This is a genomic window from Streptomyces sp. NPDC090442 (assembly GCF_044769405.1).
Lineage (GTDB): Bacteria > Actinomycetota > Actinomycetes > Streptomycetales > Streptomycetaceae > Streptomyces.
Genome location: NZ_JBIVXW010000045.1, coordinates 1 through 20,115 on the forward strand (window position 1 = coordinate 1; position 20,115 = coordinate 20,115).

22 protein-coding genes and 2 pseudogenes are annotated in these 20,115 nt (G+C 71.3%); 11 read left to right on the forward strand and 13 right to left on the reverse strand.

From position 1 onward, the window contains the following. Positions 1–128 precede the first annotated feature (128 nt). Positions 129–725 (reverse strand): dihydrofolate reductase family protein, encoded by a 597-nt coding sequence (locus ACIQU6_RS28090; RefSeq protein ID WP_403484469.1) that lies wholly within the window; start codon positions 723–725, stop codon positions 129–131. Positions 726–855: 130 nt separating this feature from the next. Then, positions 856–1,077, reverse strand: coding sequence for a hypothetical protein (locus tag ACIQU6_RS28095; protein ID WP_403484470.1), 222 nt, complete (start codon positions 1,075–1,077; stop codon positions 856–858). 353 nt (positions 1,078–1,430) lie between these two features. On the opposite strand from ACIQU6_RS28095, the gene ACIQU6_RS28100 reads away from it, so the two are divergent. After that, positions 1,431–2,372 (forward strand): LysR family transcriptional regulator, encoded by a 942-nt coding sequence (locus tag ACIQU6_RS28100; RefSeq protein ID WP_403484471.1) that lies wholly within the window; start codon positions 1,431–1,433, stop codon positions 2,370–2,372. 175 nt (positions 2,373–2,547) lie between these two features. After that, entirely contained in the window at positions 2,548–3,162 is a 615-nt protein-coding gene (locus ACIQU6_RS28105; protein ID WP_403484472.1) for an N-acetylmuramoyl-L-alanine amidase, read from the forward strand. Positions 3,163–3,197: 35 nt separating this feature from the next. Here ACIQU6_RS28105 and ACIQU6_RS28110 read toward each other — a convergent pair whose 3' ends face one another. Continuing rightward, positions 3,198–3,821 carry a PadR family transcriptional regulator gene (locus tag ACIQU6_RS28110; RefSeq protein WP_403484473.1) on the reverse strand — a complete coding sequence of 208 codons (624 nt, stop codon included), beginning with the start codon at positions 3,819–3,821 and terminating at the stop codon, positions 3,198–3,200. Between the two features lie 135 nt (positions 3,822–3,956). Between ACIQU6_RS28110 and ACIQU6_RS28115 the strand changes: the two genes are divergently transcribed. After that, a complete protein-coding gene (locus tag ACIQU6_RS28115) occupies positions 3,957–5,192 on the forward strand; it encodes an FAD-dependent monooxygenase (RefSeq protein WP_403484474.1) in 1,236 nt (411 codons plus the stop codon). A 76-nt stretch (positions 5,193–5,268) separates the two neighbouring features. Here ACIQU6_RS28115 and ACIQU6_RS28120 read toward each other — a convergent pair whose 3' ends face one another. Beyond that, positions 5,269–6,186, reverse strand: coding sequence for a LysR family transcriptional regulator (locus ACIQU6_RS28120; protein ID WP_403484475.1), 918 nt, complete (start codon positions 6,184–6,186; stop codon positions 5,269–5,271). 74 nt (positions 6,187–6,260) lie between these two features. On the opposite strand from ACIQU6_RS28120, the gene ACIQU6_RS28125 reads away from it, so the two are divergent. From ACIQU6_RS28125 to ACIQU6_RS28140, 4 genes and pseudogenes are all read left to right on the forward strand, one after another. Next, a complete protein-coding gene (locus ACIQU6_RS28125; RefSeq protein ID WP_403484476.1) occupies positions 6,261–7,232 on the forward strand; it encodes a DMT family transporter in 972 nt (323 codons plus the stop codon). 87 nt (positions 7,233–7,319) lie between these two features. Continuing rightward, entirely contained in the window at positions 7,320–7,850 is a 531-nt protein-coding gene (locus tag ACIQU6_RS28130) for a PadR family transcriptional regulator (RefSeq protein ID WP_403484477.1), read from the forward strand. Positions 7,851–8,017: 167 nt separating this feature from the next. Further along, complete coding sequence (locus tag ACIQU6_RS28135) at positions 8,018–9,211, forward strand: DUF2306 domain-containing protein (RefSeq protein ID WP_403484478.1); 1,194 nt, start codon at positions 8,018–8,020, stop codon at positions 9,209–9,211. Between the two features lie 3 nt (positions 9,212–9,214). Next, positions 9,215–9,562 (forward strand): annotated as a pseudogene (locus ACIQU6_RS28140) (ATP-binding protein); the annotation flags it as partial. Between the two features lie 85 nt (positions 9,563–9,647). On the opposite strand, the gene ACIQU6_RS28145 reads toward ACIQU6_RS28140, so the two are convergent. The 3 genes from ACIQU6_RS28145 to ACIQU6_RS28155 form a co-directional block, all read right to left on the reverse strand. After that, a complete protein-coding gene (locus ACIQU6_RS28145) occupies positions 9,648–10,352 on the reverse strand; it encodes a hypothetical protein (protein WP_403484479.1) in 705 nt (234 codons plus the stop codon). Between the two features lie 157 nt (positions 10,353–10,509). After that, positions 10,510–11,541 (reverse strand): AI-2E family transporter, encoded by a 1,032-nt coding sequence (locus ACIQU6_RS28150; protein ID WP_403484536.1) that lies wholly within the window; start codon positions 11,539–11,541, stop codon positions 10,510–10,512. 357 nt (positions 11,542–11,898) lie between these two features. Then, positions 11,899–12,576, reverse strand: coding sequence for a DNA polymerase ligase N-terminal domain-containing protein (locus ACIQU6_RS28155; RefSeq protein ID WP_403484480.1), 678 nt, complete (start codon positions 12,574–12,576; stop codon positions 11,899–11,901). 252 nt (positions 12,577–12,828) lie between these two features. Between ACIQU6_RS28155 and ACIQU6_RS28160 the strand changes: the two genes are divergently transcribed. Beyond that, positions 12,829–12,984: a DUF6131 family protein gene (locus ACIQU6_RS28160; protein ID WP_403484481.1), complete on the forward strand. Its 156-nt coding sequence runs from the start codon at positions 12,829–12,831 to the stop codon at positions 12,982–12,984. A 362-nt stretch (positions 12,985–13,346) separates the two neighbouring features. After that, positions 13,347–13,703 carry an Ig domain-containing protein gene (locus ACIQU6_RS28165; protein ID WP_403484482.1) on the forward strand — a complete coding sequence of 119 codons (357 nt, stop codon included), beginning with the start codon at positions 13,347–13,349 and terminating at the stop codon, positions 13,701–13,703. Positions 13,704–13,755: 52 nt separating this feature from the next. On the opposite strand, the gene ACIQU6_RS28170 is transcribed toward ACIQU6_RS28165, so the two are convergent. The 5 genes from ACIQU6_RS28170 to ACIQU6_RS28190 all read right to left on the reverse strand — a co-directional run bounded on the left by ACIQU6_RS28170 (position 13,756) and on the right by ACIQU6_RS28190 (position 17,749). After that, positions 13,756–14,787 carry a serine/threonine dehydratase gene (locus ACIQU6_RS28170; protein ID WP_403484483.1) on the reverse strand — a complete coding sequence of 344 codons (1,032 nt, stop codon included), beginning with the start codon at positions 14,785–14,787 and terminating at the stop codon, positions 13,756–13,758. A gap of 219 nt (positions 14,788–15,006) precedes the next feature. Further along, complete coding sequence (locus ACIQU6_RS28175) at positions 15,007–15,573, reverse strand: hypothetical protein (protein ID WP_403484484.1); 567 nt, start codon at positions 15,571–15,573, stop codon at positions 15,007–15,009. Positions 15,574–15,608: 35 nt separating this feature from the next. After that, positions 15,609–16,826, reverse strand: coding sequence for a hypothetical protein (locus ACIQU6_RS28180; protein ID WP_403484485.1), 1,218 nt, complete (start codon positions 16,824–16,826; stop codon positions 15,609–15,611). A 60-nt stretch (positions 16,827–16,886) separates the two neighbouring features. After that, the gene (locus tag ACIQU6_RS28185) at positions 16,887–17,321 is read right to left on the reverse strand and encodes an AAA family ATPase (protein ID WP_403484486.1); all 435 of its coding nucleotides are present in this window, start codon (positions 17,319–17,321) and stop codon (positions 16,887–16,889) included. A 158-nt stretch (positions 17,322–17,479) separates the two neighbouring features. Then, positions 17,480–17,749 (reverse strand): ATP-binding cassette domain-containing protein, encoded by a 270-nt coding sequence (locus tag ACIQU6_RS28190; protein WP_403484487.1) that lies wholly within the window; start codon positions 17,747–17,749, stop codon positions 17,480–17,482. A 437-nt stretch (positions 17,750–18,186) separates the two neighbouring features. Between ACIQU6_RS28190 and ACIQU6_RS28195 the strand changes: the two genes are divergently transcribed. Together ACIQU6_RS28195 and ACIQU6_RS28200 are read left to right on the forward strand one after the other, a co-directional pair. Beyond that, positions 18,187–18,834 (forward strand): hypothetical protein, encoded by a 648-nt coding sequence (locus tag ACIQU6_RS28195; protein WP_403484488.1) that lies wholly within the window; start codon positions 18,187–18,189, stop codon positions 18,832–18,834. A 228-nt stretch (positions 18,835–19,062) separates the two neighbouring features. Then, positions 19,063–19,185 (forward strand): annotated as a pseudogene (locus ACIQU6_RS28200) (IS5/IS1182 family transposase); the annotation flags it as partial. Positions 19,186–19,557: 372 nt separating this feature from the next. Here the strand turns inward: ACIQU6_RS28200 and ACIQU6_RS28205 are convergent. Further along, on the reverse strand, positions 19,558–19,803 hold the full coding sequence (locus ACIQU6_RS28205) for a hypothetical protein (protein ID WP_403484489.1): 246 nt from the start codon (positions 19,801–19,803) through the stop codon (positions 19,558–19,560). Positions 19,804–20,115: the final 312 nt, after the last annotated feature.

The window sequence follows — 20,115 nt, forward strand, 5'->3', positions numbered from 1 at the left end:
CTGTCCATCGTCCGCTCCGTGGCCCGCGCCCACGACGGCACCATCACCGCCGAACCCCGCGAGGGCGGCGGACTCGACATGCGCGTCGTCCTGCCCGGATAGCGGCGGCGGACGGCCGGTCCGCCTCGCTACCCCTCGGCGGCCGGTCGATAGGTGCACACCTGCACGCCCGTGGCGCCGCCGACCGCGGAGACCAACTCCAGTGCGCGCAGCGCCCCGTCGTCCGGGAAGATCCTCTTCCCGCCACCGAGCAGCACCGGCATGATGACCAGGCGCAGTTCGTCGACCAGGCCCTCGCCGAGCAGGGTGCGCACGAGCGTGGGGCTGCCCATCACCAACAGGTTGCCGCCGTCCGTCCCGCGGAGCTCGCGGATCCGCGCCACCGCCTCGTCGCCCGGAATGATCCGGCTGTTGTCCCACGCCAGCTCGGCGGCCTGCAACCGCTTGGACACGACGTACTTGGGGATGGCGTTCATCCGGTCGGCGAACGGGTCGCCGGCCCGCTCGGGCCAGGCCGCGGCCATCGTCTGCCAGGTGCGGCGCCCGAAGAGCAGTGCCTGGGCCTCGTCCAACGCATTGGCGAAGGCCCCGCCCACCACCTCCGGATCGAAGAACCGGTGCGACCACCCGCCGTGCGCAAAGCCGCCGTCGCGGTCCTCGTCCGGTCCCCCCGGCGCCTGCACCACACCATCCAGGCTCATGAACTCACTGATCACGATGCGCATGGGTCTGCCTCTCTGTCCCACTCGGCTGTGGGAAACGTAGTTACGGGTGACGTGGCTGTGGGAAACACAGCGGTTGGAAGCACGGCTGTTGGGGTTCACGCCGGAGGAAGCGGCGCGAACCCCAACAGCATCATCGCCCGCCGTCGCCCCCGAGGCACGGCATGACATCGCCGCCCTCACCGGACCGCAGGGGTGGTGCCTGCGGGCTACGGGCGAGGACGAGCACGGCCAACGTGGCCCGGGCCTCGCGCCTGAGCCCGGCGCGCCGCGCGAAGGCCGAGGTGAAGGCGAGAACGGAGACCGTCACCGCATACAGGGTGACGCCAGCGGCAGACAGGAGCCCGATGGCCATCGGGCACGCACCTTTCTTCCCCCCACTCGGGTACGCCCGGCCTCGCATGGGCCGGGCTGCGTTCCGCCCCTCCACCCTACGAGCCCTGTCAACACCCGCTCGCCGTCGCCGTCCAGCCCCACCGCCCCGCGACCCTCGTGAACGCCGGCGCACGGCAAAAGAAGAATGCGAATACGCAACCCGCGGCGACTCACCACCGACCCTCAACGCTTTATGGCAACGGCTGGCAGCGGCCCGAAATCGAGTGAAGAGGTATTCACTCTTGGTCACTTGACGGTGTGACGGTGCTGACGAGCCGAGCCAAGTGCGAGTCATCTAGCGCCGTTTGAACGCCGACCTTATAACCTCCCGGCATGGCCATGACGTTGAGACAGTTGCAATACCTGGTGACCATCGTGGAGACGGGTTCCTTCACCCGGGCCGCTGAACGACTGCACGTCTCGCAGCCCGCCCTCTCACGCCAGTTGCAGATCCTCGAACGCTCCTGCGGCGGCTCGCTGATTGAGCGCGGCGGACGCCCGATCACTCCGACTCCGCTGGGCCGAGCGATGCTCCCGCACGCCCGCGCCGCGCTGTTCGAGGTCGAGAAGGCGCACTCGGCGGCCCTGCGCGTGGTCAATGCCTGCGGCGGCGAGTTGCGGTTGGCCACGCTGCATTCGATCAGCCTCGGGGTGCTGCCCGCGGTTTTGGGCGCATGGCGGAGCGCACACCCGGGCGTCCGCCTGTCACTCGTCGAAAAACTGCATGACAACGAACTCCAACTCGCTCTGGGCGCCGGTCAAGCCGATGTGGCCATCGGGCCGCCGCCCATTGACTGGCCGGGCTCCATATTTCCCCTGGAGGCCGAGGAGTTCGTGGTCGTTCTCGCCGCCGACGATCCGCTGATGCCGCGGGCGGGTTCCCGACTCCACCTTTCCGAACTCGCGGAACGTGAATGGGTCCATTTCACCGAGCCGAATGGCCTGTCGAAGATCTTCGGCCACGCCTGCGAGAGCGCCGGGTTCCGACCGCGCGTCGCGGCACGGACCCAACAGACGGCCGCCGCGCTCCAACTCGCCCTGGCCGGCGTCGGGCCCACGATGCTCCCCGCGAACATGATCCCCGCGCACCTCGTCGCCCGGGTCCTGCTGCCCGACCCGCCGGTCCGGCGGCCACTCGCCGCGTACACCCGCAGCCAACCCGACGCGCTCACGTCGGCGTTCATCGACGTGCTCACCGAACACGCCCGCCCCGTCCCGGCCCATGTCGCCGCCCTCACCGGCATCCCGGCGCACCGCCCGCCCAAGGCACCGTAGCCACGACGACTCCGGCCACGCGCCACGACCACCGGCGGCGCAGCCAACCCCCGCACGGCCACCCCGCGTCCCGTGTCGAAGCGCGGCCCCCGCGCAGGTCGGCGGTAGTTTTCGGGGTGGATTGCCACTCGTTCCGCGAGCGGTGCGGCGGTGCGGCCGGAGGGAGCGTCAGGCGATGGCGAGGAACGGCGACGGGCAGGCACTCAGCCGTCGGCACCTGATGACGGGGATGGCAGCGCTCGCGACCACCACGGCGTGTTCCCGTTCCAACGCCCCGAGCCCGAGCCCCTCCCGCACGGTGCCCGGCTACCCCGAAGCGCAGTGGGTCCCGGCGAGCATCACCAACTACACCCCCGCCAACCGCCCGGCCAGTCACCCGATCCAGATGGTGATCGTGCACGTCACGCAGGAGACGTTCCCCGACACCCTGATGCTGTTCGGGCGCCCGGGCTACCGCGCCTCCGCCCACTACACGGTGCGGTCCGACGACGGCTTCATCGCCCAGTCCGTGCGCGAAAAGGACGTTGCCTGGCACGCCGGCAACACCCGGTACAACTGGCGCAGCATCGGCATCGAGCACGAGGGGCGCGTCGACGAACCCAAGTGGTTCACCGGGGCGCTGTACGAGCACTCGGCCGCGCTGACCGCCGCGATCTGCCACCGCTACCGCATCCCCGTCGACCGCCGGCACATCATCGGCCACCACGAGGTGCCGGGCAGCGACCACACCGACCCCGGCCCGCTGTGGGACTGGCCGCGCTACATGCGGCTGGTGAAGGCCGCGTTCTGATCCCCGGCGCCCGCGGCGTTCCCGCCGCCCCTTCGCTACGCCCCGTCCCCCTCCGCCCCTTCCGCGGCCGCCTCGAACGCGGCGAGCATCTCCGGGGACCAGGTGAGGCTCCCGTCCCGCAGGTCGTCGATCACCCCGCCCAGCCAGCGTTCCTCGGTGCCGAGGACGGCGAGGAGGTACTCGGTCTCGATCAGCGTGATCCGCGGGAGGCCGGGCGGGGTCGCGGCGTTCTGGCGCTCCAACTCGGCGCGTTGGGCCGTGATGCGCTCCAGTCGCCGTTCCAGGATCGGCGTCACCTCGTCCGGGGTGAGCATCAGCATGTTGGAGAGCGCCACCGGGAACACCGGGAACTCCGCCTTGGGGACGGCCAGCATCTGCTCCAGCCACTCGCGGGTGACCGTCCGGCCCTCGTCGGTGACCTCGTAGACGGTCCGCTCGGGGTACTGCTGGTCCCGCTCGGTGTGCCGGACGGTGATCAGTCCGCCGGCCTGTAGCCGCTCGATGGTGCGGTAGAGCCCGGCCCGTTGGCCGACGTTGACCACCTGCTCCTTGCCCCACTGCTTGAGCAGTTGCTGGATGCCGTACGGGTGCAGCGGTCGGTGGTGCAGCAGGACCAGCACGGTCAGGCCGAGCGGCGAGCTCTTCACGGGGGCGGTCATGCAGGTCATCGTAGTCAACACAGGAACTAGTTGCATTAAGACTAGTTTCTTTGCAACTATAAGTGGGCGCGCACGACGGCACGCAGATCCGGCACGTCCGGAAGATCGATCCAGACGCTCCACCTGGGAGAGGCCATGAACAGCAACAGCGGAAACGGCGACAACGCCGCAGGGATACGGACCGCGCTCGTCATCGGGGGCGGCGTGGCGGGACCGGTGGCGGCGCTCGCGCTGCGCAGGGCCGGCATCGCGGCGACGGTCTACGAGGCGTACCCGACCGCGGCGGACGGGATCGGTGCCTGGCTCGGCCTGGCGCCCAACGGACTGGCGGCGCTGGCGACGGTCGGCGCCGACGCGGCGGTGCGGGCGATCGGGCAGCCGATGCCCGGCGCGGTGATGGCGGACGGCGCCGGGAACCACTACGCCAGGTTCGACGGCTTCCCCGAGCTGCCGCCCACGATGGCGATGCCCCGCGACCGACTGTTCCGGGCGCTGACCGACCACGCGGCCGCCGAGGGCGTCCCGTTCGTCTACGGGAAGCGCCTGGTGGACGCCGAGGAGACGGCCGACGGCGTCACCGCGCGGTTCGCCGACGGCTCCACCGCGACCGCCGACCTGCTGATCGGCGCCGACGGCATCCGCTCCACCGTCCGCACCGTGATCGATCCCCAGGCACCCGCGCCCGAGTACGGCGGCGTGCTGAGCTTCGGCGGCTACGCGGCGATGGACCGCGGCCTCGAAGCGGAGCTCAAGCCCGAACCGGGTGCCATGTACTTCACGTTCGGCCGCGCCTTCATGGGCTACTGGCAGGGCCCGGACGGGCAGTTGATCTGGTTCGCCGGGCTGCCGGCGGACAACCCGCCGAGCCAGGCGGAGTTGGCCCGGGTGCCCGCCGCCGAGTGGTTGGGCAAGCTCCGCGAGCTGTACGCCGGCCACTTCCCCGGCGAGCACGTGCTGCGGCACACCGCTCCCGACGCGCTCATGATGGTCGGCCAGATGGAGCGGATGCCGTCCGTTCCGCACTGGCACCGGGGGCGGATGGTGCTGGTCGGCGACGCGGTGCACGCACCGTCCTCCAGCTCCGGGCAGGGCGCCTCGCTCGCCATCGAGAGCGCGGTCGAGCTGGGCCGCTGCCTGCGCGATCTCCCCGGCCACGGCGAGGCGTTCGCCGCCTACGAGGCGCTGCGCCGGCCGCGCGTGGAGGCCATCGGCCTGAACGCCGCGGCCGTCAACGAGGTCAAGGCGGGCAAGAGCGCCTCGCCCAGGCCGTCGTTCCCGGCGCCCGAGGAGATGTTCCGCCCGCTCCACTTCCACCGGATCGACTGGGAGCAGAGCGTGCAGGAGACGCTGCGGGGCCTGGCCGGCGCGTAGGCGCGGGGACGCGGTGGGGCGCTGCCCCTGCCAGGCAACGCCCCCGCGCCCTGACGCACCGTCACAGCCCCACCGCTCACGCCCCCGTCGCGGTCGCGACAACCGCCGCGACCGCGTCGAGGCAGGCGCGGACCGGCGGGCCCTCGGCGCGGGTGAGCCATGCGGCGCGGATGTCGCGGCGGAGGGCCGGCCGGGTGGGGAGGAAGCGCACACCGGTCGGGGCGGGGCGACGGGACCTGGCGGGAACAAGACAGACCGTCAAGTTGCGTGCGACCAGGGCGAGTTGGGTGACGTGGTCGGCGAGCAGGTAACGGATCTCGGGTTCGAGGCCGCGGGCGCGGAAGGTCTGGAGGAGGGCCTCGTGAGGCTCCGTGCCGGGTGGACAACAGGCCCAGGCGGTGTCCGCCAGGCCGTCGAGGTCCGCGTCCAGGTCGAGGGTGGTGCGGTCGGCGAGCGGGTGGTGCGCGGAGAGGGCGACGTAGACCTCTTCGCTGGTGAGGGTGCGGAGCGTGACGCCCCCTGGGACCGCGAGCGGGTGGGTCGGCCAGCTCTCGACGAGGAGGAGGTCCAGTTCGTCGTCGAGAAGGCGCGGCAGCAGCTCGTTGGCCTCGCCGTCGACGACCGTGGGGGCGAGGCGGGGGTGTTCGGCGGCGAGGGTGGCGAGCGCGTCGGGCAGCAGGGTGCGCACCGCACTGCCGACGCCACCGATCCGGAGCGGGCCCAGGACGTCGCTGCCGAGATCGGTCAAGTCGGCCTGGGCCGCGGCGAGTTGGTCGAGGAGGCGGTCGGCGTGGGTGGCCAGGACGCGACCGGCGTGGGTCAGGCGCACGGTGCGGCCGTGCGGCTGGAGGAGCGGGTGCCCCGCCTCTCGTTCCAGTTTGGCCAGTTGCTGGGAGACGCCGGAGGGCGTCATGTGCAGGGTGCGGGCTGCCTGGGCGATCGATCCGTGGGCGGCGACGGCGGCGAGCGCACGGAGCCGGTCAATGCTGAACACATTACGGATGCTACCGATTATTGGGCTTGAATCGTCGCTTTTTGTTTACGGTCCGGCCGGGCACAGTGGGCTCCATGACGTACCGAGACGAGCCGTTGGCTTCGGGAGAGACCGGGTCGGACCTGCGGGCACGGCCCCCCGCCGACGCTTCCGATCGGCCCTCGCCGCTCGCCCGCGCCGGCAACCCCCTCGTCCTGGCCCTCGCGGGATCGGCGTGCATCTCGGCCTCGGCCGTCCTGATGAAGCTCTCCGGGACGAACGCGGGCACGGCGGCCTTCCTCCGCTGCGCGTTGGCACTGTTCCTGCTGGTCCCGCTCGCCTGGCGGGAGGTACGGCGGGTCGGCGCCCGGCCACGGCGCTACCAGGCGATGGACCTCGGCGCCGGGGTGCTGCTCGGCATCGACATGGTGTTCTGGGCGGCCAGCGTGCTCACCGTGGGCGCCTCGGTCTCCACCGTGCTGCTCAACGTCCAGGTGGTGGTCTTCCCGCTGCTCGCCCGGATGGTGTCCGGGACCCGACTGACCCGGCGGTTCGTGCTGCTGATCCCGCTGATGCTGGCCGGGGTGGCGCTGGCGAGCGGGGCGATCGGCAATCCCCAGCCGGGCAGCGATCCGGTGGCCGGGGTGACGTTCGGCACGGCGGCCGGGGTGGCGTACGCGGGATATCTGTTCCTGATGCGACTGGGCGGCGGACGGGCGCACACCGTCACCCCGGTGTGCGTCTCCACCGCGGCGGCCGCCGGCACGGCCGCGCTGCTGGGCGGCCTGTGGACCGGCATCGACCTCAACCCGGGCTGGCCGGCGTGGGGTTGGCTGATCACCCTCGCCGTCGTCGGGCAGGTGGTGGCCTGGCTCCTGATCACCGCCGCGTTGCCGAAGCTGGCGCCGAACGTCGGCGCCGCGCTGTTGCTGTTGCAGCCGGTGATGGCGTTCGGGCTCGGCGTCGCGATCGGCGAACGCCCGACCGTCACCCAGGCATTGGGGTGCGCGTTGGTGATCGTCACCGTCTGGCAGAGCAGCCGACCGCCACGGAGGCGGCGCAACTGACGGCGGGGCGCAGGCCGGTGCGTGGGCAATTGTCCGCCGCCCAGTCGGGCGCAACGCCCGGCCCCCGCCTCGCGATACGGTCACGACATGACTGATTCCTCCGACTCTGCGCCCCGCCTGACCACGCCGTCCTTCCTCGTGCTCGGCTTCGTCGACCAGTTGGGCGAGGCCAGTCCGTACGACGTGAAGGTCGAGGCGGCCCGCACGGTGGCCCCGTTCTGGTCGATGCCGCACGCACAGGTCTACGCGCAGTGCGACCGGCTGGTCGAGGCGGGCCTGCTGTCGGAGTCCCGGCAGTCGGGCGGGCGCAACCGGCGCCTGCTGAGGCTGACTTCGGCCGGTAGGGCGGCGCTGGAGGAGTGGCTGGCCGACTCGGCCGTCGCGCCCGTCGAGGCCCGCGAACGCGGCGTCCTGAAGCTGTGGTTCGGCGGCCTCCCCGAGGTCCACTCCCCCGCGCAGATCGCCGAACACCGCCGCACGCTCGCCGAGTACGAGGAACTCGCGGAAACCCTCGGGGACTTGCTGACCCGCGGACAGCGCGAGGCGCTGGAGTTCGGCATCCGGTACGAGCGGATGACGATCGACTTCTGGCAGTGGGTGGAACAACGCGGCGAATGATCCCCGCCCCCGCCGCACGACCATTGACCGCGCAGTGGATCACCCCTACCTTCTCAACAGTCCAGTGAGGACTATCCAGCGCAGGCCGCAGTCGCCCGTCGGTCCCCTCACCGATCCGGGCGGACGGCAGCCCGGCCCCGGCCGGGGCCGCGATCCAGGGAGCCGCCATGAACCGTACGGGTAGGGCCACTTGGCGCCGCGCGGCCACCATCACCGTGGTCGCCGTCTGCGTGGGATACGCACCGATCGCGATGACCGAACTGTGGCCGTACGCGCACCGCGGCGCCCCCGCACTCGGCGAATGGCTGCTGGGACGGGCGGTGTCGCCGCGCTATGTCGCCGACGCCCTGGCCACCCGCATCGGACCGTACGGCCGCAGCCTCACCCCGATGATCCTCCACGCGGTGCTGGGCGGCCTCTTGATGCTGCTCGGGCCGGTCCAACTGCTCTCCGCACTACGCCGACGCAGGCGGCTGCACCGCATCGTGGGCGTGGTGTTCGCACTGACCGTCTACGCCTCGATGGCGGGCGCCGGGGTCTACCTCGCCCGGACCGCGCCGGCCGACGCCTTCAGCGGCCCGGCGTTCTGGATCGTGCTCGCCACGATCCTGGTCGGCACGGTCGCCAGCATCACGTTCGGCCTCCTCGCCGCCGTCACCAACTACCCGGACCTGCACCAGCGTTGGCTGCTGCTGTGCTACGCCTACCTGATGACGGCACCGCTGCTGCGCCTCGAATGGGGCGCGCTCCCCACGCTGCTGCCCGGCCTGTCCATGGCCGACATCAACCGCGTCGCCGTCATGCACCTCGGATCGGTCGTCGTCTTCGGTGCGCTGCTCGCCTCCCGCGCGTTGGACGCCCGCGACCGGCTTCCCGGGGTGCGCGGCACATGGGTACCCACGCCCGTGCTCGTCGCGGCCCACCTGGCCGGCGCACCGGCCCTCGCCTGGATCATCGCGTCCTATCTGGACCGGGGCACGACCGGCCACCGCCTGCTCGCGGCCTATCTGCTCCCCTTCGCCGCCAGCTACGTCGTCATGTTCCTCGGCCAACGGCGCGCGGGCCGAAACGGCCGGAGTTGGGCCCGCGAGGAGTGGCGACTGCACCTGGTCGGCCTGTGCCTGGCGCCCGTGCTCTCGGTCGGCGCGGGGCTGCTGTTCGCGCGCTACGGCGGACTGGACCGGGGCACCGCCTGGGACGCGGGCATCGCCATCGGCTGCGGGATGTTGGCCTTCGAGGCGACGACGGTGGTCAGCCTGCGGGTGGTGCGCGGACGCGCGGCGCTCAAGCGGGAGCGACGGGTCACCGCCCCACGGCCGGAAGCCGATCCGGCACCGGCGCAGAGTGCCCCGGCTCCATAGAGTCTCGCCGCCTGGCGCCGGGGCGGGTACGAGGTCCTCGACCTCACCCTCACCCTCACCAGGCACCCGGCCCGGTGATCGCCCCGATGACGCTCATCGAGCCGACACACTTCGACGAAACGGTCGGCCGACTACGCCAACGCGGCCATGACGTACGGCACTTCACCCTGCTTGCGGCTACGCGATCCGCGCTTCGCGGAACACCCCTGGACCGACCACCGCACCATCCCGCAGGTGGCCGACCCCATCGCCACCTCCGCCGGCCTCCCCCTCGCCCCGAACACCGACGGCCCCCTACGCGCCCGTCTCCGCCGCACCCGGATCGGTGTCCAACACGTCCGCCTGGGCTGACCCGCGCACACCGTCGGGCGGGGATGCCCCTGGCTGTCCGACGTCCGCACCTCCGGAATCCGCGTCGGGGCAGGCGAACCCCGCCCTAGCTGCCGGTGAACCCGGCTCCGTGCTCCTCCGCCAGGCGCACGACCTCGTCGGCCAGTGGCCGCAACCGCGGCTCCTGGTCCGCCGCGGCCCGCGCCAGGCGCCCGATCTCCGCGACCCAGCCCTCGCCCACGGCGGCCGCCGCGCCACCGCCCTTGCGGACGTTCGGGTCGCCGCCCGCTTCGTAGGGCACACCGATGCGGGCGAAGCCGCGGTCGAGCAGGCCGCGGGCCTCGTCGAAGCGGTGCCTGGCCAGGGCCTTGACCGCGCCGACGGAGTTGGCCAGGGCGCTGGCCGGCCGCGACCACTCGTCCTCGCGGGCCCGCGCCGCCGGGTTGCCCCGGTCGTAGTCGGTCTCGTCCGCGACGGACTCGGCCCGTACGGAGAGGTCGAGCCGCCAGAACAACGGCAGCCGCGCGAAACGGACGAGCACCAGGCGGCGCCGGTCGGAGTGGCGGAAGTCGGGGTCGTAGCGCACCTCGGCCACCGGCCGCACCCGCCCCAGTACGCCTTCCATCCGCGCCAGGCACGCGGCGAACTCCTCGTCCGGGACGACCCATTCCACGTCGATGTCGCTGAAGTCGTCCGCGGTCCCCGTCGCCAACGACCCCAGCAGCAGCGTCCGCGAACCAGGGCAGTCCCGCTCCAGCGCGACCCGCACCGCATCCACCAGCGCCTGCCGCTGCTCCGCTGCACTCACCATGGCGGGCAGCATAGGCGCGCGACGAACGGCCGGCCAGCCGGCTCACCCCCGGGACCAACATCCGTCCCAGGAGCCAGAATTGGCGACGACGCGTCTCCTCTGTCCTTCCCCTCCCCACGGCCGATCGACCCTGAAGCCGGACGCCGGCTTCCCACCATCAGGCAGCGCCCTCACCGCGCAACGCCCCGTACACCGACCACACCACCGACACCAGCGGCACCGCGACCACCGCCCCGAGCACCCCGGCCGTGACGCCCCCGCAGACCACCGCCAGCGCCACCACCACCGGGTGCAGGCTCACCGCACGACTCATCACCAGGGGGTGCAGCACATGCCCTTCGAGTTGGCCGATGACCACGATCAGCAGGATGACGAGCAGCGCCACCAGCGGCCCCTTGGCGGCGAGGGCCACCACCGCGGCCACCGCCAGGGCCACCGGCGAGCCGATCAACGGGACGAACGCGGCGAAGAACTCCAACACCGCCAGCGGCAGGACCAGCGGCACGCCCAAGACGAACAGCGCCAGTCCGACGAGGATCGCGTTGGTCGCCGCGATCAGCACGATGCCACGGGTGTAGCCGGTGAAGGTCGTCCACGCCGCGCGGCCGGCCGTGCGCACCGGGCGACGCCCGCGCTCCGGCAGTTGGCCGCCGAACCACTGCCACATCCGGCTGCCGGAGTGCAGGAAGAAGATCGAGCAGAACACCGCCAGCACCGCCACGGTCAGGGCCTCCGCCAGCCGCCCCACGCCGCTCACCGCGGTGTTGATCAGGCTGGTGCGGTTGCTGGACACGAAGCGGGAGATCCACGTCTGGACGTGGGCGAGGGTCCCGTGCTTGAGGTGGAACGGCGGCCCTTCGAGCCACCGCTCGATCCGGCTCACCCCGCCCGCGAACACCTGCCGCAACCCGGGCCAGGCCGTGGCCACGTCGGCCCCGAGCAGGCTCAGCACGCCGAACAGCACCAGGATCGCGATCAGCAACGCGGCGGTGACGGCCGCGGCCCGCGGCAGCCACCGGTCCAGCAGATCGGTGAGCGGCCCCAGCAGGGCGGTGAGTACCAGGCCGAGGAACACCGCCAGGGTGACGAGGTGGAAGCGCCCCAACACGATGAACACCACGTAGACGGCGGCCCCCACGACCAACAGCCGCCACCCGTAGGCTGCGGCGACCCGCAGCGGGCGGGGCACGGCGACCGCCTCGCGCGGCCGGAGGCGCGGCGTCCGCCCGGTCCGCCAGCGTCGCCGGCGCGGGACGGGGCGCTGCGCGGCGGCCGCGCGGTCTCCGGTCCGGCGGGCCGGACGGGGTGGGTTCGGCACGCTGCGCCGCCACCTCCTCCCGCCCGCGGGCCTCGGCGCCGGCCGTGCCGCCGGCGCTGAAGGGACCGGTATCACCGCCCGGCGCTCACCGAACGCGACCGGCCGGTATTCGCTCAAAGGCACCCGATGACGGGCGGCTCCGGGGACTCCCCAGGGCCCGGGCCGCGCTGCTCTTCGCGGCCGCGCTGCTCTTCGCGGCCGTGCGGTGGACCCGGACCGCGTCGGCCGTCAGCCGTCGCCCCGCCGCTCCGGGGTGTCGTCGGCGGCCACTTGGCGCAGGGTGCGACCGCTGAGCACGGAACGGGCCCGCCGGGCATCGGGGGTGCCACGCCCCTCGGCGCGTTCGTCGTTCTCCTTCACCAGCAGCCAGGACTCCCGTTCGCCGGAGCCCCGACCACCCCGGAACCGGGTGAGCGCATAGCCGCCGTGCAACTTGCTGCCGTCCAGCCAGAAGGCGATGTGGCCGTCGTCGAGCGACTCGCGGAAGGACCGGGAGCGAGACCGGTCCCGGGAGCCTTGCTTCCGCTTGTTCCGCAGCGGGTGGTAGCTCCCCTCGTCCCAGACGATCACGGTCCCCGCGCCGTACTCGCCCTCCGGGATGACGCCCTCGAACTCCCGGTATTCCAGCGGGTGGTCCTCGGTGGGCATGGCCAACCGCTTGTCGTGCGGATCGGTGGACGGGCCCTTGGGGACGGACCAGGACTTCAGCACGCCGTCGACCTCCAGCCGGAAGTCGAAGTGCAGGGTGCTGGCGTCGTGGATCTGGACGACGAAGTGCGGCTCGGCGGCGCCCCGACCGGCCCCGCTGGCCTCGCCGGGGTCACCGGGACCGCCGTTCCGTTGCCTGCCGCCCGATGACTGCGCGCTGCGCTCCGCGCGTTCACGTCCACGTCCGTCCTCGACCATGTCGCCCGCCTGCCTTCCTTGGCGAGGGGGATCGCTTGCGGGCTTCAGGGCTGGTGACTGGCATCCCGGTACCCTCGCCGCAGCCCTCCCCCTCCCCCTCACTCTGGCTCGCCGCAACACCGGCCGCATGTGCGGACTCACCGGACCGACCTCGGCACCGCCACCCACTCCCGTTTGGTTGCCGATACGCCACCCGAGGCACACAGTGAAAGGGAAGCAAGTACAAGCATCGGAACGAGCTCGGAGCACATCGTGGTCGTTCTCGGGATCCTCCTGCTCATCGTCGGCCTGGTCACCGGCCTCTCCGTGCTGTGGACGATCGGCATCATCCTCGCCGTCATCGGCGCCGTTCTCTGGCTGCTCGGCACGGTGGGCCATGCGGTCGGCGGACGACGGCACTACTGGTAGCGGCGGTCTGACGGACAGCACTGGTTGGCCTGGCGGTACAGCCTGGCCTTCTCGCCACGCGCTCACGGCCGCGCCCGGCGCCTGAGCACGCGCGGCGAGGCACGCACGCAACAGACGCCCGAACCACCCGTCGTCGCGGCCGTGCCCTGCCCCTGCACCGCGGCGCGCCGAGCACCCGAGTTCACGTCCCAAGTCCCCGTCACCCCACCGCGGGAAAAACCCCAAAACGGCTCGTTCCTGCGCGGGTAGCCCCAGGCACCGACTTAGCATCACCGACACACAGCGACACTCACAGACACCACGGCACCACAGACACCACGGCACCTCACAGCGAGGCGAGCCGGATCCGATCAGGAGGCGGTATGAGCGCGGAAGCGGGCCACGGCCGGACGTACACCATCCAGCCCGCCGGCGGAACCGAGCAGCACGTCGGTCACCACCAGACCTTCCCCCACCCGCTCAAGGCCCGGGTCGTCGACAGTCAGAACCAGAAGCCGGTGGCGGAGGTCCCGGTCACCTTCGCCTGGGACTCGATGAGCCAACAGGCCCTGTTCGAGGACGGCGGGAGCGGCGAGCCCGCCGTGACGGTCCGCACCGATCCCCAGGGATACGCGGAGACCCCCCGGCTGATCGCCGGCGACGCCGCCGGCACCGCGACCTTCACCGTCACCGCACCCGGCGCTCCCCCGGCCCACATCGAGATCACGGTCAACCACTGAGCGACCACCCCCGGCCACCAACGGCGCCAACTTCCCGGCCGGCGGCCTCAGTTCACCCCATCTCCACCTCATCGCTCAACGTCCGAAGATCGGTGTTGGCCCCACAGAGCACGATGCCGGTCGTCCCTGGTCCCCCGGGCACCCCGCCCCCACGCGGCGGCCAGTCGTCCGAGGCCGCACCCGCGCCCGTCTCGCCGTGCCGGCCCGTCTGCCAGGCACGGTAGGCGGCCAACGCGGTGGCCGCGGCGTGTTCGACGGCGAGGCGGTGCTCGGCCCACAGCATCCGGCGGGCACTCACGATCTCGGAGTCCGGCACGGTCACGCAGGAGACGCCGTCCTGCTGGGCGGCGTGCACGGCGAGCGCGGAGGCCCGCCGGGCGCCCAGGGAGTCCGCGGCCACCGAATCCACCGTGACGTCGACCGGATGCCCGGCCCGCACGGCCGCGTTCAACGCACAACACCGCTCCGGCTCCGCGGCGATGACGCGGATGCCGTGGTGCCGTGCGGCGGCCGCCACGCCCGCGAACAGCCCGCCGCCACCGACCGCGACGACGACGGTGTCCAGGTCGGGCACCCGGGCGCGGAACTCCTCCAGCACCGTTCCGGCGCCGGCGGCGATCAGCGGGTTGTCGTAGGCGTGCGAGGCGAGCGCACCGGTCTCGGCGACGAACTCCCGGCAGGCCGCCAGCGCTTCCGCGTACTCCTCCCCCACCAACCGCACCTCGGCCCCGTACCCGCCCAGCCGCGCCACCTTCACCTCGGGCGCGGTCTCAGGCAGGAAGATGGTTGCCCGGACGCCCTGTTGCTGCGCGGCCCAGGCACAGGCAAGCCCGGCATTGCCACCGGACGCGATGGTGACACCGGCCTCCGGCAACGACCCGTCCGCGCGGTGCGCCTCAATGAAGTTCCGCGCCCCGCGCGCCTTGAACGACCCGGTGAACTGCAGGTGTTCCAACCCCAACCACGCCACCCCGGAACCACCCGACGGCGCCACATCGAACGGCGCCACCGCCAACGGCCGCACCTGCCCGGAGATCCGCCGGGCCGCGGCCGTCACATCGCCGTATTCCAGATACTCCCTCATGGCCCTTCCTCCCACGCCCCGCGCATCGCGCCCCGGCAAGCACCCGGCCGTTGCTCGACGTTGGGCCACTCACCGCTGTCCGTCCGCCTCCCACCCTACGCAGCGCCGAGCCCTGACCAGGCTCACCGAACGGCAGTAGTCAGGCCGGGAAGCGAAGGCCCGACCTGAGCATCAGGCCGAACTTCGGGCGCGCATGGACATGGTGCGGGTGACTGCTGCCTAGCTGGTACGGGCAAGAGGGTCGAGGAGCGGGCGGTTGCGCCACAGGGCGAGTGCGCAGCCCGTTGCGAAGAGGAACGCCGCTTCGCCGATGCCGAGAAGGGACGTCGCTTCCTGGATGGGCCATGCCCACGGTTGGGCGGAGCCACCCGGGCGTCGGCCGGCGACCGCGCAGGCCAGTGGCAACGCGGCGACGCAGATCATGGCGATGCCCGGGCCGAGCAGGGTGCGGACGATGAGGGCGGTGCCGAGGAAGCCGACGCAGTTGCGGGCCAGCGACACCGCCTCCGGCCGGTCCCACGCAAGGTGGACCACCATCGTCAACACAACGGCCAGGGCGGCGAACGCGACGCACAGCGCGAGGTTGCGGCGCCCCGCGTGACGCAGGGCGACCTCCTCGGCGAAGGCGTCGCCGCGGTCGATGCCGTGCAGGAGCAGGGCGACGGGCAGCACTCCCAGGAATTGCGTGACCAGGAGCCGCCCGGCGGGGCCGACGACGGCCGGTACGGGGTTGGCTTCCTGCCGCACCAAGATCGCCACGACGTACGCGGCGAAAGTGGCCGCCACTACCGCGGGAGCGCCTTTCGTCCTGAGCCACCAGGTCACCGCGCGGCCTCCCGTGCGTCGGGCGCGGGAACCGGAGCCGGGTGCGTCGCGCAGTCGCTCAGCGCCCGGCGGTTCTGCTGGAACCAGGCAAGCTGCCGGTCGCGGGCAGCCTGTTGGACGCGCACGGCGACCGCGACGCTCCCCGGTTCGTATCGAGCGGCGATGTCCTGGGGATCGGCGCCAGCGGTCAGCGAGAGCCAGGCAATCGTCGGCCCGAAGGCGTCGCCGTCCGCGCTTTGTCGAGAGCCCGTGCAGGTGGGCGAGTTGGTGGGCAGCAGTGCCGCACCGACTCCCGAGCGCACACCTGACGGGTTGGTCGACAGCCCCATGAACGCGGCTCCACGTCGGGGGTTGTTGCTGTCCATCGTCAGTTCGTCGGGCACGACGAGGCCGGCCCGCTGCAAGCGGTGCAGGGCGTCCGCGGCGTCCTCGCGGACCATGCTGGCGTTTTCGGCCTCGGGCCACAGACATATCCGCGGCTTCTCACCCGCACACTGCAGTTCCTCGGCGGAGCGTGCACCGACAGAGACAACGGGCACCCCGTAAGCCAACCATCCGCTGCCGACCAGCCCGACCACCACCGCTGCGCCCGTCAGGGCGATCCGGACGCGCCGGGCCAGGACGGTCAGTAGCACCACCGCGGCAACGATCACACCAAGGGCCAGGACAACGGCACTTGAGGCTGCCCGCCAGTTGGGGGTCTGGTCCAACGAGCAGCAGTCCGCCAGGCCACCGTCGACCATATGCCGCAGCCACAACGGTTCCATGGCCGCCGGGTACGCGGTGAGCACGAAGCTCAACAGCAGCGCCAGGGGTGCGCCGACGACCAGGGGCAGTCGCCTGCCGAGGAGGAAGCCGGCGCACGAGTGGGCGGCCAGCACGACCAGCCAGACCGCGATCACGCCCACGGGCGGCGTCCCGCCCGAAGGGTGGCCCTCGGCGACGGTCAGCGCCAACGCGGCAGCCATGCCGACCGCGCCCAGCGCGAAAACCGGTACGAGCAGGGGCAGCGCTACGCCGAGTCCGGAGCGGATGGGCGCCCAGTGCGGCACCGCACCGCGGGTGCAACGAGCGCCTTCCCAAGCAGCGGCGGTGGCGCACGCCGGGGCGACGAAGGGCAGGGCGAAGCTGGCCGCACCCAGCGCACTGGGCCAGTAGCCAGGCACCACACCGGCGGTCAGGTCCTTCGACAGCAGGACCACGACGAAAGCCACGAGAAGCGGCGCCAGCCAAGTAGCGGAAGAGGAACGAAGAATGGTTCGCCACCGCACCGCTCACACCTCCTTGGCGATGAGCTGGGTGTAGGCGGCGTCCGCTCGCCGTCCCTCGGGGGTGCCGGGGGCCGCCAGCTCAAGGAAGTCATCGACATCTCCCTGGAAGCGGACCCGCCCCTGATCCAGAACCACGACGTGGTCGTACACGGTGTCGAGGTCCTCGGTCTGGTGGGTGGAGACGACGACCTGGACATCGGCCAGCAACCGCGTGACCAGGTCCCGGAAGATCTGGCGTTGCGAGGGATCGAGCCCCGCAGTGGGCTCGTCGAGCAGCACAACCTCGCTGCTGTGGGCGAGCGTTCCCGCGATGCCCATCCGGCGGAGCTGCCCACCGGAGAGCTGATGGCTCTTCCGTTCCCCCAGGCTGTCCAGCTTCACCCGCTGCAAGGCGCCCTTGGACGCGTCCCAGGCGTCGGTGCGCGACATGCCCTTCAACCAGGCTAGGGCGCTTCTGACGGATCTCCGTGGAGGAAGGAGCGGCGTCTGGTGCGTGCGATCGCAAGGCGCCGGGATGTCTTCATAGCGGAGCTATGGGGACATTTCGGCAACGCCGCGAGCGTGCGTGCCAGACGCCGCGACGCCGCGGAGATCCGTCAGAAGCGCCCTAGGTAGGCCACGTTCTCCCGCACGGTGAGGCCGGGCATCGGCCTGACGTGCTGCGGGAGCCATCCAACTGCCCTGCGGTAGGCGGCGCGAGCCTTCGCCCGGGACGGCTCGACGCCGCGCCAGGCGACCGAACCCCGGGTGGGCGAGATCCAGGAGGCGGCGATACCCATGAGCGTTGACTTGCCCGCACCGTTCGGCCCGAGGAGGACGGTTGCCCGGTGGTCGATGACGAGGTCGAGCCGGTCGAGGACAGGCACCTTCCGACCGTATTGGAAGGAACACTGGGTGAATTGCAGAGTCATGCCATCCTCGCTCTTGCGGGCCGCAGGAAGGCAGTCGGGAGCGGTCTTCCTCCCGCCACGAGCCGCCCCGGCGCGATGCCACGCCTGACGCGCACGAGACGCGCACCGTTCCCCCTCGACTGCCCCTGTCCGGCCTTGTGGTCAACGTTCCCCACGGCGCATCCCAAGGCGTTGCGGGTACCGGCTCGCGGGCGTCGATCGATCATCTGGCCGGATATGGCACGTTGCAACAATGTTTGGAACCTTCAGGCCAATCTGGAGTGTTACGCCCCCGTGACTGACGTTCGCCTCTCCCCGAGGGAGAGCGTTCCAGGCACCTTGCCCCCCTCGAATCCCGACCACGCCAGCCGGCCAGGATGACCGGAACCAGCCTGTGGTCTAGGGTCGTTGGCATGCGCGAGGTGCGGGTGGTCCTCATCGGAGGGACGTCGAACGTCGGCAAGTCGACCGTGGCGCAGGTCGTCGCAGGACGGCTGGGGTTCACGTACCTGTCGACGGATCGACTGGCCAGGCATCCGGGCCGGCCCTGGCCAACGCCGGAACGGCCCGTTCCCGCCCACGTCGCCGAGCACTACACCTCGCTCCCGGTGGACGAGTTGATCACCTCGGTTCTCGACCACTACGCACGCCTCTGGCCCCGCATCGAGGAACTGGTCACGGCCCGTGCCACCGGGGAGGAGGCGGAACCGGGACTGGTCCTGGAAGGCTCCGCACTGTGGCCCGCCCTGGTCGCCGGGCTGTCGGTCCCGCATACGGCGGCCGTGTGGCTCACCGCGGACCAGTCCGTCATCCGCACCCGCGTGCACAGCGCGGGACGCTACCCGTCCGCGACCGCCGACGAGCGACACCAGATGGACAAGTTCCTGGCCCGCACGGCGCGTTACCAGTCACTGATGCTCGCCGACGTGCACCGACTCGGCCTGGCCCGCCTCGACGCGGGCGACGGCCGGCCACCGGAGGAACTCGCCGAGGCGCTACTGAAGATCACGAACGGTCAGTGCAGCGGAGCAGACCGGACAACAAACCCCAACTGCCCCTAATTCTAGGTCAGTTGGCGTGACCCGCGGCCGGCCCGCGGCCTTGAGCACCAACTCCCCCGTCGCAATACCGGACTCACTCAGAGCGCGGATGAACGCTTCGGTGGCGGGCACGGCGGCATCGAGCAGGGCCGGTGCCCGGGGCACACTGCCGGCCATCGCTCCCGTACGCGCCGTGACGCGCCCAGCACTACACCGTGCCGATCTCCGACACCTCACCGGGGTGCAACGGCCTGGCTCGCCGGCCGCCACCGCCCGCACCGCCGCTGCGAGCGCAAGGCCGAACACTTCCTCGCCTTCACCGCCATCGCCATTACCTGCAGCCTCGCCCGCTATCGCAGACTCACCAAATGAGACAACTTCCAAAGATCCCCATGATTGAAGTATTGGCTGATTTATTCAGCCCGAGGTCCAGCGCTTCACGTCGCCGCAGCCCCCTCCGGCGGGAACCGTGTCGGGAAGTCGATTCATGACCGTGGAGGCAATTACCTCCACCACGGAATGGGCCACCTGGAATGCCCGCAGGGCGACACCACCAGACAGTTCATCAAGTCGACCGGGGCCGAGAAGCCGACAGGCGGCAGGACGTTCACCAAGCGACTCCCCCGCCCGCGAACAGTTTATGACCGAGCGCCCAACGGCCGACTCCGCACCCAAAGACGGCAGGCGACACCGATTTGCGACACGCGCATCATTCGGCGCGCCGCTCAGTGGGCACATCCCGTTTTACATTAACCTCCAGTAATCGCACCAAACCGAACAATTACTGATCGCATCCAATCGCTCCTCGGAGATGACATGCGCAAACTCCACCACGCCGCCGTCGTCGTAGCCGTCCTCGGAAGCGTCGGCCTCCTCGGCACCAGCACCGCCTACGCCGGTAGCGGGACGGGCAGCGGCTACAACCACCCGCAGCCGAGCCACAAAAACACTCATCGGCAGCAGTCGCGTGGCAGACACGTCCACGGCCATTCGCACGAACGCAAAGTCATCATCCGCCAGAGCACCTCATGCAGGACGTACGAGGACAACGTCGACGTACTCGGCAGGTTCCGAGTAGCCGACGGGTGGGGTCACGGACACAGAGGTGACGAGCGGCGGGACTGGCGACCCATCCGGATCGGCTCTTCCGAAGGGTGCAACAACATCATCCGGTTGTAACGGGCCAACTTGGCGGGGCCGGGAGGCCGACCGCGTCCCACACCGCCAGGAATCCTCTTCCTCAGAGGATTTTGACGGGCAGTCACCGCGTCTTCTTCAACCCGGATGCTGCGCAGGGGCGTT